This window comes from Ekhidna sp. ABH4_415 (genome assembly GCF_056161305.1).
Genome location: NZ_JBSWYW010000009.1, coordinates 103,137 through 116,041, shown reverse-complemented (window position 1 = coordinate 116,041; position 12,905 = coordinate 103,137). Strand labels below are relative to the sequence as shown.

At 40.0% G+C, this 12,905-nt stretch carries 11 protein-coding genes; 8 read left to right on the top strand and 3 right to left on the bottom strand.

The annotated features are described in order from the left end of the window. Positions 1-4 precede the first annotated feature (4 nt). The 3 genes from ACXAH9_RS15785 to ACXAH9_RS15775 all read left to right on the top strand — a co-directional run bounded on the left by ACXAH9_RS15785 (position 5) and on the right by ACXAH9_RS15775 (position 3,038). Positions 5-895, top strand: a complete 891-nt coding sequence (locus ACXAH9_RS15785) for a hypothetical protein (protein ID WP_474895822.1) — start codon at positions 5-7, stop codon at positions 893-895. Between the two features lie 159 nt (positions 896-1,054). Continuing rightward, positions 1,055-2,485 (top strand): tetratricopeptide repeat protein, encoded by a 1,431-nt coding sequence (locus ACXAH9_RS15780; protein ID WP_474895821.1) that lies wholly within the window; start codon positions 1,055-1,057, stop codon positions 2,483-2,485. An 85-nt stretch (positions 2,486-2,570) separates the two neighbouring features. Then, a complete protein-coding gene (locus tag ACXAH9_RS15775; protein ID WP_474895820.1) occupies positions 2,571-3,038 on the top strand; it encodes a hypothetical protein in 468 nt (155 codons plus the stop codon). Positions 3,039-3,091: 53 nt separating this feature from the next. On the opposite strand, the gene ACXAH9_RS15770 is transcribed toward ACXAH9_RS15775, so the two are convergent. After that, on the bottom strand, positions 3,092-4,465 hold the full coding sequence (locus ACXAH9_RS15770) for a hypothetical protein (RefSeq protein WP_474895819.1): 1,374 nt from the start codon (positions 4,463-4,465) through the stop codon (positions 3,092-3,094). Between the two features lie 88 nt (positions 4,466-4,553). On the opposite strand from ACXAH9_RS15770, the gene ACXAH9_RS15765 reads away from it, so the two are divergent. Both ACXAH9_RS15765 and ACXAH9_RS15760 read left to right on the top strand, forming a co-directional pair. After that, positions 4,554-4,799 (top strand): hypothetical protein, encoded by a 246-nt coding sequence (locus tag ACXAH9_RS15765; RefSeq protein ID WP_474895818.1) that lies wholly within the window; start codon positions 4,554-4,556, stop codon positions 4,797-4,799. Between the two features lie 39 nt (positions 4,800-4,838). After that, positions 4,839-5,195, top strand: coding sequence for a DoxX family protein (locus tag ACXAH9_RS15760; protein ID WP_474895817.1), 357 nt, complete (start codon positions 4,839-4,841; stop codon positions 5,193-5,195). Here ACXAH9_RS15760 and ACXAH9_RS15755 read toward each other — a convergent pair. Beyond that, on the bottom strand, positions 5,183-5,545 hold the full coding sequence (locus ACXAH9_RS15755) for a DoxX family protein (RefSeq protein WP_474895816.1): 363 nt from the start codon (positions 5,543-5,545) through the stop codon (positions 5,183-5,185). The two genes, ACXAH9_RS15760 and ACXAH9_RS15755, sit on opposite strands and share 13 nt — an antisense overlap. A gap of 207 nt (positions 5,546-5,752) precedes the next feature. Between ACXAH9_RS15755 and ACXAH9_RS15750 the strand changes: the two genes are divergently transcribed. Genes ACXAH9_RS15750 through ACXAH9_RS15740 form a run of 3 tightly spaced genes read left to right on the top strand, consistent with a single transcriptional unit; the run spans position 5,753 to position 10,365 of the window. Next, positions 5,753-8,665, top strand: coding sequence for a hypothetical protein (locus tag ACXAH9_RS15750; protein ID WP_474895815.1), 2,913 nt, complete (start codon positions 5,753-5,755; stop codon positions 8,663-8,665). Then, complete coding sequence (locus ACXAH9_RS15745) at positions 8,665-9,570, top strand: mechanosensitive ion channel family protein (protein WP_474895814.1); 906 nt, start codon at positions 8,665-8,667, stop codon at positions 9,568-9,570. Before ACXAH9_RS15750 ends, ACXAH9_RS15745 begins: the two co-directional genes overlap by 1 nt. 27 nt (positions 9,571-9,597) lie before the next feature. Beyond that, positions 9,598-10,365 carry a sulfite exporter TauE/SafE family protein gene (locus ACXAH9_RS15740; protein WP_474895813.1) on the top strand — a complete coding sequence of 256 codons (768 nt, stop codon included), beginning with the start codon at positions 9,598-9,600 and terminating at the stop codon, positions 10,363-10,365. Here the strand turns inward: ACXAH9_RS15740 and ACXAH9_RS15735 are convergent, their stop codons facing one another. Next, positions 10,366-12,903 carry a TonB-dependent receptor gene (locus tag ACXAH9_RS15735; RefSeq protein ID WP_474895812.1) on the bottom strand — a complete coding sequence of 846 codons (2,538 nt, stop codon included), beginning with the start codon at positions 12,901-12,903 and terminating at the stop codon, positions 10,366-10,368. Between the last annotated feature and the right edge of the window lie 2 nt (positions 12,904-12,905).

Genomic DNA, 12,905 nt, shown 5'->3' with positions numbered 1-12,905 from the left:
GCACATGGGGATAAATTTTAGTTTTGCGACAGAAACAGACATTTCAATGAGACTCGGACAGCTAGCTCGCAAATATGACATTCCCGTGCAGGAAATCATTGATTACCTGAGAGAAGAAACGGGAGAGAAATTTCATGCCAATGCCAAGCTGTACGATACGATTGAAACACAAATCTTCAAGCACTTCGATCTATATCCAGATGATCCGGTGGTGAAACCACAGAAACAAATAGAAGAAAAAGAGCCAGAGCAATATCGGGATGAATCATCTACCGAACCAATGAGTCCCGAGCAAGATATTGCCTCCGTTGACGGAGAACTGGCCGCCCCTTCAGAACCGAATAAGGTACATGAAACATCTGTGACTTTTGAAGAAGAAACACAGGAGCAACTCAGACCAAAGGATGATGAGGTAATTCAAACTGATAAGCTGCTTGAATTATTGGAAAACGAAGAATCAAATGCTGATTTAGAAAAAGTAAAGCTCATCAAAGCTCCTAAAAAAGAGCTTCCCGGTTTAAAGGTATTAGGTAAGGTAGAATTACCTGAACCTAAGAAAAAGGCTGAGCAGGAGGACCAAAAGAAAAAACCAGAGCGAAACCGACGGCCACAGTTAAGTGAGGAAGAAAGGGAAAAACGAAGACTAAAAGCCAAGCGAAAGCAAGAGGCCTACGAGGCTCGCCAGGAAAAACGACGTAAAGAACAGGAAGCCCGTCGTTTAAAGGAACTTAAGGCTAAACACTATAGGGAAAAACTCAGGAAAGCCGAAAACCTCAAGCAAAAGAAAGAGGTGGTTAAATTAAAGCAAGAACCAACCCAGGAACCGCTACCCGTAACGAGTAAAAAAGAGCCTAAAACCTTGCTTGGTAAATGGTGGCGATGGATGAATACCTGACCCTCACCCGCTCCGATTAATTGTTTTTCAAATTGCTCGCGTCTTCATTTTTTGTTAATTTATTGATCAATCGTCTTCTTTAACTTGCTGAAAACAAGAGATATCATATCGCTCACTTTATATTTTTATGCAACTGCTTTATCTGCAATGCAAGATAATATGAGTGACCTGATTAATGTCATTAAAACATCTCCGGACATGATTCGGAAAATTGAGGCAATGAATGAATTGGGTTATACTTTAAGAAACAGTAACCCCGACAGTACTATCCTACTATCTGACCAGGCTGAGCAACTATCCCGCTCGATGAGCTATCCACTTGGAGAGGCCGATGCTGTTCTAAATCGAGGAATCGGCCACACCTCACTTGGAGAGTATTACACTGCCCTTCAGGAATTCTTACATGCTTTAAAAATCTATAAACAATTAAACGAAAAGAACCGTCAGGCTAAAGTATTTAATAATATCGGTAGGGTCTACAATTTCATAGGTGATACGGAGCAGGCATTATCCTATTATGAACAATCGGCGCAGCTATATTTAGAACTTAATAACATTTCCAGAGAAGGGGTTTTGTTAAATAACATAGGGTACATTCACAAGCAGAAAGAAAACTATGATTTGGCTCTCAACTATTTGAGAAGATCTCTCACCCGCGCCAATGATTTACACCGACCAGATAATGCTTTCTATGCAACTTACAATATAGGTAGTGTATATATGCAGCTAAATGAACCAGATTCTGCTTTCAAATACCTGCTATTCACAGAAAAATTAGCAAGACAATTCAGGGATCAATATGTGCTTAGCCTCACCTACATTGACCTGGGCAAGATGTATCGAAAACTGAATAAATCTGCAAAAGCGGAGTACTATTTTAACCAGGCATACAAGGAGGCTAATGAAGCTGGCCTAAGGGCAGAGAAAAGAGATGCAGCTAAAAATCTGGCTGAACTTTATGAAGAATCTAATCAATATAAAAAATCCCTTGGTTTTTTTCAAACATATAAGGCGCTGAATGATTCATTGATCAATATGGATGTGACCAGACGGATTGCATTTAAAGAAGCACAAGATGCGTTTGAGCAACAACGCATGCAGGAAGAGATGGAGCGGCGCAAAATAGCGCTTGAAAATGAGAAGATATTGACGAATGCCATATGGACCAGGAATACGCTAATAGCTGGCTTGGGGGTGATGATCTTGCTTACTTACCTCATCTATCAGAATTTTAGCCGTAAAAGAAAAGCTAATGATGCTCTCCACAAGCTCAATCAGCAAATAGAGCTACAAGCAGAGGAATTAAGGTGGGCTAATGAGGAGATCATCGCCATGAACAATAACCTGGAAGCACTAGTCCAGAAGCGAACAGAAGAACTCAAACAAAAAAACCAACAACTCAAGGATTATCTTTCCACTCACTCGCATATTGTAAGGGCACCTCTCGCCCGAATCCTAGGGCTTGTAGATTTATATGAACCTGGCGACACCAAAAACCTGGATTTTATTAATGAAAACTTACAGAAATCTGCAGTTGAACTGGACCAGGCACTACGGGATATGAATAGCAAGTTGACAGATGTCAACTAAAAAACAGCGTCTTCCATTTTGTAGGCGCACATTGGTAAAATCAGATATTTTCAAAACTATAAATGCTCTTCATTGTTAAAATCTCATGGGAAAGGAAGAAATACATGTTATTAAGTATGGTCTCAAGACAACCGCAGGACTAATTGCGTTCTTTTTTTTAATGAAGATTTTAGGGCTGGCGGAGGTTACTGAATTAAGAACATTCAACGCGGTGATCATGTTTGCCGGTGTTTTTTTATCGATCAAAAGATTTAGAGACCGCACATTTAAATTAGAATTTAATTACCTAACAGGTATTGCTGCAGGATTTTTTACGGGATTGGTCACCGCAGCAACGTTTGCCGTGTTTGTCGGTTTTTATATTTATTTTGATCCAATTTTTTTAGCTGCAATTGTTGCTGACAATCCGCAAAAGGAATTTTTAAACCCATTAACTGCTGGCATGGTTCTCTTCATCGAAGCGATGGCATCAGGATTTCTCTTTTCATATATTTCCATGCAGTATCTTAAAAAAGATGTGACAATACCGTTATCAAAAGCTTCAAAAGCGTGATAAACATTTAATACTATGATTATAAGGCAAGGTCATCCCCGATCTTGCTTTTTTTATTCCCGTATGCCAAAAGGTTTGGGCTGAAAGTCAGCATCACTATTCTTTTCTTCAGTAGTGGCAGGTTTGACCAAAGGATCCAATGTAACATCACGATAAAAAGGAATGTGAGCAAAAGGGCGGTTATATTGATCTTTAGGACCCTGCACTTCAATGTGATGACTTCCTTCGCTCAAATCACTAATGTCAATGTAAGTTAAATACCCCCTTTGCTTAGTTTGGGTCTTATAGTGATAAAACCACCTGTCAATATTTACAGGTTTATCATCGATCTCAATGTCATAAAAGCCTTTTATAATCATTAACTCCAAAGCCGCATTGGTGGTATCAGGATACACTTCTTTCAATGAATCTAGTGGCATGAATTCCAGCATATTGTCCTCAGAAGAAATGTTTGCAACCACAAAAAGTCTTAATACATCACCTGTGATAATATCAGAAGGAATGTGAGCCCGATACGAAAAAACATCCTGGTTTTGATCATCGTAATAGCCGCTGAATGCCGTATACCCTTGATCACTTCCCCAAAGTTCAAGGTTTGAATAAGAATCTCCCGGGTATGTAGTGTCTGTAATCGTACCGGCACCAAAAATACTCACTATGGTAAATACTAACAGAAAGACAAAAAACACCCATTTATTGAAGTTAGAAACCACCCCGTAATAGATGGGTCTGTAGAACCGTGAAAGTGTAAGTGTGCTGATCACACGATGTATTGGCCAGTACACTTTAACAAACCAACCAAACCTTCTCAGGTACCCAAGGCTCAAAAAGTCTAGTAGGGCAATCAATGCAATACCAACGATCACTAATACGTATATCTGAAACGTATCAAACAAAGGTCCAGAGAAGCCTAAGTCGAACGAAACATAAAGGATAGTAAAAGGTATAATGACAAGGATCAGGAAGTAAAAATAGCCCCCAATCAAACTCATGAATAGCATGAATGAAATGCTGAAAAGCGAGCTGCTAATTTTTTCAAGACGGATCACAATCTGCTCAAAAGAGGGTGCTTTTTTCACTTTCTCTTCGAACTTCCCTTTGTACCTCAATCTTTCGTTTCTAATGCCATCGGGAAACGTGTAGCTTAACCCGACCATTCCTATCCAGATTCCGCGGCAGACTAAGTGGAGGATCAACCCAGAAATCAGCCAGTAGATACCCATCTTGGATAATGCTACCAGATTATCAATATCCTGCGAGTTACCAAAAATGTTGAGCTTGAAGTAAACCAGAAAATCGTCTAATAGGTCAGGTACTTTAAACATTCCATAAAGCACGATACCGGACAAGAGTATTTCCGGCTCCCAGCTTCGTTGCTGAAGTTCAGAAAGCCACTTAGGGATGATAGGTTGGTTAGAATCGGCCATGCGATAAAACTAATGAGAAAAGGGAAAATCATCTATGCATTTCAAACAATGGCTGTGTTTAATGATTAACTCTTAAAAACATTAAGGTATGACACACTTTCAAAAATGGATGATCTTGGGACCTGTTAGCGTCATATTAACGGGAGCAGGTTTATGTTTTGCAATAGAGGCTGCTTTCATCAAACATGCAGAAAACGCAGGCAATGAATGGATTTGGTATGGCACAGGCGCCCTGATCGTTTTTAATGCGGGCATCAGTCTCTTTGGTGACGCCATGCACGCAAGAATGAAACATTATCTCAAGGAAAGGAGCAATACGACAGTTGAGTCTTAGAAAATTAAAACCATCTATTTAATCACATGTTGAGATACTATGAGTTTCAACTTTGTGTTAGCTTCTTTCACATCACTGGCCTTTTTCTATTATGGCCTTAGTTGCCTTTTTTCCAGAAAAATGCACCTCGAATTCAAGCGATTTGGACTGACCAATCAGCAGCGGATACTGACTGGCGTTCTTCAATTACTCGGAAGCATTGGTATTTTGATTGGATTCCGCCTCCCCTTTCTTGGAATGATTGGAACCGTAGGATTAAGCTTACTGATGCTATTGGGGTTTGCCGTACGCTTAAACATTAAAGATGGCATAGAAGAATCCCTTCCCTCCTTCTTATTCATGATTATAAACGGATATTTGTTTTACGGCTTTTACCTTTCCAATTATATTAAATAAATGATTACTGATAAAACCAGAAACAATGAAGCAGGCAAAGCTTTTTTTATAGGATCTCCTACTTTGATGTGCATAGAGACTGCTCCTGCCATTAGCAATGCGATCCCAAGAGAAGCAATCATTTCAAGGCTTGGATACCAAATCGATGCGATCAACCCAATAGACAACAATACTTTGATTGTTCCTACTGCAACCATAAACCACGACGGTAAACCATAGACCTCAAATTCTTCTTTGATATTGGATGCAGACCCACCTCTAAAGGGTGTAGTATTCCTGGCTCTTACCAGCCAAACATTCAGGATGCTCAAACCTACAATCAGCTTCAGGATAATTTCTAAATAATTCATGATCAACAGATTAGTGTAGCCATTCAACTAGCTAAACCGGAAGTTGTTGGATTCCGGAATTCAATTAGCCACTCTTTGGATTCAATTTGAACTGCTGGAATCATGCAAATTCAACTGTTTGGATAGTGACTTTTTACCAATAACACAGTCTTAACATCACGAAAAGTTCTGAATCATTCTTATCTTCATGACATTGAATCTAACCTCATGTACAAAAAATTGAACGCCTTTAAGGAAGTTTATGAGAAGCTGGTATTGAATAAACTATTTTCGACCTTTGATCGATTATTCAAGCGAGAACTCATTGAATTCCAAGAACTAGAGGAAAAAATTGCATTACTCAACAGTAAGCAATCAGATAACCCAGATGATATAATAAAGTGCAAACAGGAGCTGCTAGCTTTCACAGAAGAGTTATGGGAGACCTATGAACCGGAAAGCTTTAGTTCGCTAGCTGATGCATTCTTAGTGAGTTTTTATGAAGAGTTAGAGCAGCTTCCCACATCACAGCACCTCCAGCAAAAACCTGAAAGATTTAAAATTCAACCGGGTGATGGGATTGTTTTGAAAATTGCCAAGCCCTTTAAATGGTTATTCTGGTCATTTTCCCAGCTTCCGAAGCGATTAATGGGAAAAAAATCGACCTATTGGAAGCATCACGTACCAGTTCATGGGGCTATTCGAGAACACCTTATCAATCAATTTATCCCCAAGCTTCAATACATTCTGGAGCCTTTCAATAAGGCGATCATGCAAGCATGTATTGACCTTTATCAGAAAGAGTCAAACTTATCGGATGCCACCAGCATTTCAGATAAAACTTCCTCTCAGTTAAAAAAGGACCTTTCATCCCTTAAGCGATCGTTTAAAAAGCAAATGAAGGACGATTTAAATCTGGCATTTGCAGAACTAGATCAAGCCCTGGATAAAGCTGGCACGATAGAATTATTGACCTCCCGATATCAGAGCATAAAAGTAGAAAAGCGATTCAAGGAACTCGATAAAAGCTGGAGGGAGGCTGATGAGGGGTGGGTCAATACATTCAATGTTTTTCTAGAATCGTGGCGATCTGACTTAACCCTCCAAACGTTAATGTTTCAGTCGAAATCTGATTTAAAAACTTATCTTGACACCCAGTCCTTGAATATCTCTGAATATGTTGGCAATGAACTAGATGCTATAGAAAAGCTTATCAATGAAACGTTAAATTTGATAGAGCGGAACGAAGACAACTTACCGAGCATATTAAAAAAGCAAATTTATGTTTCTCAAAAGTCACTGGATAAGGAACTGATCCCCTCTCTCTTAGAAAAACTTAGTAACAAGAGTCTGATCAATGGTATTTCCAGGTTGGAGGCCAGTACCAAAAGCCACATGGAACAATTAACGAAGGAGCGTAAGATCACCAAAGCGGTTACAGATTACCTTTCACCAATAGACTCTGAAGATATTACTGACATCTCTCCTTATGATCTCATTGCATTCGAAACCGCTCCAGCGTTGAGCGACAAACTGAATGCTGTAAAGGCAGAGTTGGTAGGCAAACTGAATGAAAACCTGCTAACCGCCCAGGATTTGGATCATATGATCATCTATGGTTTATCCACCGCATTGGACGAAGGGGAGCTTAATAACGATATCCAATCAGCAAAAAGCATTGCCAGAGAAAGTATGGAGCGATCAGCCGCACGAGTTGATGACGTACGCAATGCTATCAGACAGGCCATTGAATATGCAAATGAACAAGTGGTCCAAGCAGTAGAAAACTTCATCGATTCTTTGGAAGACTTAACCAAGACAGAAAATGTTCGAGAAATACGGATGCGGATTGTACGAGCCAAAGCGATTCAATCCACGGAAGAATACAAGGAGGAAGTACGAGCCAAAATCCTTACGAAATATCAATTATTAAAAGCTTACCTTAAAGATAAGCTTGGCATCATCATTCACATCAAGGATAAGATCACCAGGTCCCTATCCCTGGATAATGAGGAAGATGTAAACATAGAGGTTTCAAACTTTCTGATTGACACGGAAAATGTGGTCCGATCATTACCGATCATTTACAGAAACCTTTATCAAATAACTCCAGTAACAGATAAAGAATTGTACGTTGGGAGAGAAAAAGAGCTTGAGGAATTAAAGGAGGCTTATCAATATTGGGCTAATGACAAACGTGCATCTATTGCTATTGTTGGAGAAAAGTGGAGTGGACTCACCTCCTTCGTTAACCACTTCGAACAAATGGGTATTTTTAATTATCGGTGCAATCGATTTTCAGCACGTTCTTCAGACGGGACCCAATCCCTGTATAGGTTCTTGGCAGAAATCGTTGATGTTTCACCTGATGAACCGGTGAGTTTAGAAATGATATCAGATAAATTAAATGAAGGCGTTAAAAAGGTCATTATCATAGAAGACTTGCAGGGAATGTATTTCCGCAAAATCGGAGGTTTTGATAGCCTCATAGATCTCTCCAAGCTTATCCAAAATACTTCAAAGAATATCCTTTGGGTGGTGACCTGCAACTTGTATAGTTGGGGGTATTTTAAAAAAACCATTCAATTCGATGAGGCTTTTAGGTTCGAAATAAAATTAAGAGAACCCTCCGAAGGAGAAATCGAAGAGCTCATTCAAAAAAGAAACAGGATAAGTGGGTATAAGCTGAGCTTTAAACCCTCTGAATCCCATTTGCAATCAAAAAAATTCAACAAGTTGAATGAACGAGACCAACAAGAACTACTAAGAAAGGAGTTTTTTAAAAGTCTGATTGAATTTTCCTCAAGTAATATTAGCATGGCATTAATGTTTTGGTTGCTTTCTACCGAAGAGGTTACCAGTGAAAGTATCGTAATCAGTCAATTCAAGAAACCTGATTTCACCTTTTTGAATGCACTTTCTATGGATAAAATCACCTCTCTCCACCTGCTTGTATTACATGATGGACTGAAAGTGGATCAATTTGCTAACCTTGCCAGAATGCAAAAGCACAGCAGTCACATGATTTTAGCTAGCTTATATGAAGACGGTATTTTACTCAAAAAACACGATAATTATATGGTTAATCCGCTGATTTATCGTAGCGTAATCACTTTACTAAAATCCAAAAACCTATTGTAATGAAAAAGATCAGTTTAATCATTTATGGACTGTTTCTTTCGCTAGCAGGTGTATGCCAACAGATCGACTCTCTTGCCAACGTTGCTAAGGGAAATGGATTAAAGCAGGTCAAAGAAGACGCTCCTAACCTTTCGGAGATTTTTTCTGTTTCGAAGATCATATGGTCGATCATCTTTCTGGTTATCGGATATTTTGTGATTCGAATTATCACCAAAATTCTGGAATTGATTGCAGAGCGGAGTACAACGTATCGGATCACATTAAAGGGATTTGTACCAATTATTAGAATCCTTTCATGGGTTATTCTCATTACCATAATCATAGCTGGCATTTTTCGTCCACCAGCCGCTGCTATTGTCACATTGAGTGCATCCATTGGTGTGGCAGTCGGATTTGCTGCACAGGATATTTTAAAGAATATTTTTGGTGGTATCGTTATTCTCTTTGATCGTCCTTTTGTGGTTGGGGACAAAATAGAAGTCGGTGATTTTTACGGTGAAGTGGTCAATATTGGTTTGAGATCCACAAGGATCGTCACACCGGATGATTCCCTGGTTTCCATCCCAAACAGTGAAATCATGAATAGTTCAGTTTCCAACAGTAATGCTGGAGAGGCCAACTGTCAGGTAGTCGCAGAGATTTACTTGCCTGTTGATGTAGACACCATGAAAGTTAGAACCATTGCTATTCAGGCTGCACAGGTGGCGAAACAAGTGTATTTAAACAAACCGATTACTGTCCTTTTTTTCAATGAAGTGAAAGACCGAAAATCGTACCTTAAAATGAGACTAAAAGCCTATGTTTCAGATATCAGAGGCGAGTTTAGTTTCAAGAGTGAGATGACTGAGCTAGTGATGTCTGCGCTATTTGAACACAAGCTGATTTCAAAAGATGATTTCGAATAAACAAAATGTTGATCAGGCTTATTAGATATGGGTGCGCTACTGGAATGGCTTCCTGATGTTGATTTTGTAATTCTCATAGGCTTATTTGTAGCAGGCACGCTTGCTTTTGTTTTATCAACTGTTTCCGGTGGCGGTGGAGCTCTTGTACTGGTTCCCTTCCTAAACTGGTACATAGGTGTAGGCAGTACTGCACCAGTGCTGAACCTTGGCACCTTCCTTGGCAGGCCCGCTCGATTGATAATCTTTTGGAAGCATATACACTGGAGGCTTTGTCTTTTTTATGCTCCGGCAGCAATCACAGGCGCTTGGGTAGGATCCTGGTTTTTCAAGCAAGCAAACCTTTCATTTCTTCAGGTTTTCGTTGGTTTATTTCTCATCAGCACCATCTTTCAATTTCGGTTAGGAAAAATTAAGCGCTCCTTCTCTTTCAAGGAATGGTATTTTATTCCTCTGGGTCTAATCGTATCTTGTTTGGGCACCATGATAGGTGCTTTGGGTCCGGTTTTAAATCCCTTTTATCTCAATGCCGGGTTGGATAAAGAAGCGCTTATTGCTACAAAGACAGCCAACACCTTTTTCCAGGGAGTCGCTCAGATCGGCAGTTATACATTTTTTGGCCTGCTGAGTGCTGAGAATTGGATTCTTGGAATAACGCTTGGCCTTGGTGCTACTTTGGGAACCATCATCGGTAAGGGTTATTTAAAGAAAATGAAAAGCAAACAATTTCGATTACTGGTTATATGGATGATGGTTATTTGTGGAATTGTCATGCTGGTTCGAAACTGGCCGCTTTAACTAAAAAAAGACTCGAAAAACGAGATTGGGTGTGATACCCAGCGAGTATACCTTCGTATCTATCAACTCATTATTTAACGAGGGAGTCGTTCGGAATTCTCTGTTTAATAAATTTCTTCGGTTATACAGATTTATGACTGATAGGCCAAGGCGATAGCGGATACGCTCATTTTTTCGCGAGGAAAATTCATAAAGCACAGAACCATCCAGCCGATGATAAAAAGGCAAATTATTCGCATTGAGTTCTCCATACACGATCGAAACAGGTCCATTGGAGTTTTCCTCAATTACCTCCGTATAAGACTTGCCTGAATGCCACATCCATCCCAACGAAAAATTCCATTTGCCCAAATTGTAATTGTTTGTAAGCCTTACAGTATGTTCAATGCTCCAACTCCCAGGGAAGGATTCGTCATTGTTTAGTCCAGTAAACGTATTCTCCGTTCGAACGTATGAATAGCTGGCCCATGCTTCATAGTTGATCCATTGTTTTTTAATGAAGAGGTCACTTCCAAATACCTTGCTATCCCCTCTCCTGAACTGATTATCCCGGGAATTCAGATAACCAAAAGTCAGGGTAGTCACATCCATTAACTGTTTGCGGTACCCTTCCAGGTCAATCAGCCATCCCATTTTTTCATAAGTAGACCCAAACGTAAACTGATAGCTTCGGATTACAGGAAACCTATCGTTGGAAGCAAGTGCCCATACCTTATTCTCCAATGAAAGATCACTAACTACGGATTCTTTAATCTGACTGGCAATCTGCGTGCGGTATTCCCCTGAGGCTGAGACAGCCACATGGTCTGATATCGGCTTTTCGACATAAAGTCGAGGTTCAACAAATGTCTCTCCCAACTCACGATAGTAATTTACTCTGACCCCAGGATAGACATAGATGTTGGACCCTTCGTATTCATATTCCGCAAAAAAGGAATGCGTATTGATTGTTGTGTTGTCTGCATCTAAAATGAGATTGAAAGAACTTCCTGAAGTCTCGTATGCATATTGTGTACGGTTGTTAGAGAAATGATATCCAAAGTGGATATGATGCTCGTCACTCCATTGGTAGTTGCCGTTAAGACGAGTCCCAAACTCTTTTACCAGATTCTTTTTAGACGACCCGGAGGTGGTATCAGCATCATCCACAATGAATTCGTATCTGAGTATATACTTCGCATAATTAGCATCTACATTGAAGCCAAAATGACCCTTACTCTCATGCCTCCAATCAACAGCAAACCCTTCGTTGGCATTCAAAAGCTTATCGTTGAAGGACTGATTGGTGTCTTCGTTTTCAGATCGAAAATTCAGATCATTTCGATTGTATAAAGTATTGATTGACAATTTGTTATGACCATCTACCTTCCAGAGCAACTTTGACGTAAAGTCATTGAAAAAGAAGCGATTACTGGATTGACTATCGTTAGACAGACTCTCGCTGATCTTGGTGTTTTGAAACACCCTGTCAGCCATCTGGTTATAGGTGAATGTTTCAAGAAAATCTGTAAAAGATCGTCGGGCAGAAAATTGGAGTGACAACCTATTCTGAATGACCGGAACATTCAGAAACCCATCGGCATAGAGCATATTGGTTCCCGCCCCCCCGGAGATTTCATTCACCAGATTTTGCCCGGTTGAAATATCTATGACTGAAGAAACACGATCCCCATACCTCGCACTGGTACCGCTTTTAATGAATCGAACCTTATCAGTAATGTATGGGTTAAAGGCAGAAATCATCCCAAAGAAATGCCCTTGATTGTATGTTTTGATGCCATTCCAAAGCACAAGATTCTGGTCCGGAAGACCTCCCCTCACATGAATGCCAGCTGCGGTTTCATATGGGCTATTTACTCCCGGAGATTGCTGGATACTTTGAAGGATATCCGGCTCCACCAGACCTGAGAGTGTCTTCAGCTCATCCGGATTGATTGTTACATTATTTCGATTTTTATGAATGCCGGCTGCCAGATAGTCACTGATCACAACCTCCTTCAGCACACTCACAGATTCTCCCATTTTAAACTTGTTACAAGTCTCGAAAGAGAGATCTTTTACATTCAGGGATTTGGTAAGAAAACCGATGGAGCGGATGGTCAACCTTGCACCATAGGGAATTGAGTCAAATTGGAAGTACCCATTTTCATCTGTAAATACTCCATCATTTGCAGAATAGCTAACAGTAGCCCCGATCAGTGGTTGGTTGGAGTGATCTGTGATAAACCCGCATAATCGAACCATTTCTGAAGAGGTGTAAGGCCTCACCACAATGTATCCCTCTTTGACTTGCTCAAAACGAAGACGTGTTACATTCTGAAGATTTACCAACAATTCTGACAAAGACTTCTCCTTTGTGGAATCAAATTGGACCGATTTATCTACAATAACATGATCCAAATAGGAGAATTCCACATCATATTGTTCAGAAATAAATGAGAGATAGTCCTTTAGACTGCCGGACGTAATCGTGTCCTCCTGTGCCCACACAGCACTGGAAAGCAACCACAGAATGATTAGCGATCGGTAGTGCTTCATAT

Excerpts from the sequence above, each read along its gene's own strand:
- ACXAH9_RS15785 (WP_474895822.1), top strand. The coding sequence starts at position 5 with ATGGGGATAAATTTTAGTTTTGCGACAGAAACAGACATTTCAATGAGA.
- ACXAH9_RS15780 (WP_474895821.1), top strand. The coding sequence starts at position 1,055 with ATGAGTGACCTGATTAATGTCATTAAAACATCTCCGGACATGATTCGG.
- ACXAH9_RS15775 (WP_474895820.1), top strand. The coding sequence starts at position 2,571 with ATGGGAAAGGAAGAAATACATGTTATTAAGTATGGTCTCAAGACAACC.
- ACXAH9_RS15770 (WP_474895819.1), bottom strand. The coding sequence starts at position 4,465 with ATGGCCGATTCTAACCAACCTATCATCCCTAAGTGGCTTTCTGAACTT.
- ACXAH9_RS15765 (WP_474895818.1), top strand. The coding sequence starts at position 4,554 with ATGACACACTTTCAAAAATGGATGATCTTGGGACCTGTTAGCGTCATA.
- ACXAH9_RS15760 (WP_474895817.1), top strand. The coding sequence starts at position 4,839 with ATGAGTTTCAACTTTGTGTTAGCTTCTTTCACATCACTGGCCTTTTTC.
- ACXAH9_RS15755 (WP_474895816.1), bottom strand. The coding sequence starts at position 5,545 with ATGAATTATTTAGAAATTATCCTGAAGCTGATTGTAGGTTTGAGCATC.
- ACXAH9_RS15750 (WP_474895815.1), top strand. The coding sequence starts at position 5,753 with ATGTACAAAAAATTGAACGCCTTTAAGGAAGTTTATGAGAAGCTGGTA.
- ACXAH9_RS15745 (WP_474895814.1), top strand. The coding sequence starts at position 8,665 with ATGAAAAAGATCAGTTTAATCATTTATGGACTGTTTCTTTCGCTAGCA.
- ACXAH9_RS15740 (WP_474895813.1), top strand. The coding sequence starts at position 9,598 with ATGGGTGCGCTACTGGAATGGCTTCCTGATGTTGATTTTGTAATTCTC.
- ACXAH9_RS15735 (WP_474895812.1), bottom strand. The coding sequence starts at position 12,903 with ATGAAGCACTACCGATCGCTAATCATTCTGTGGTTGCTTTCCAGTGCT.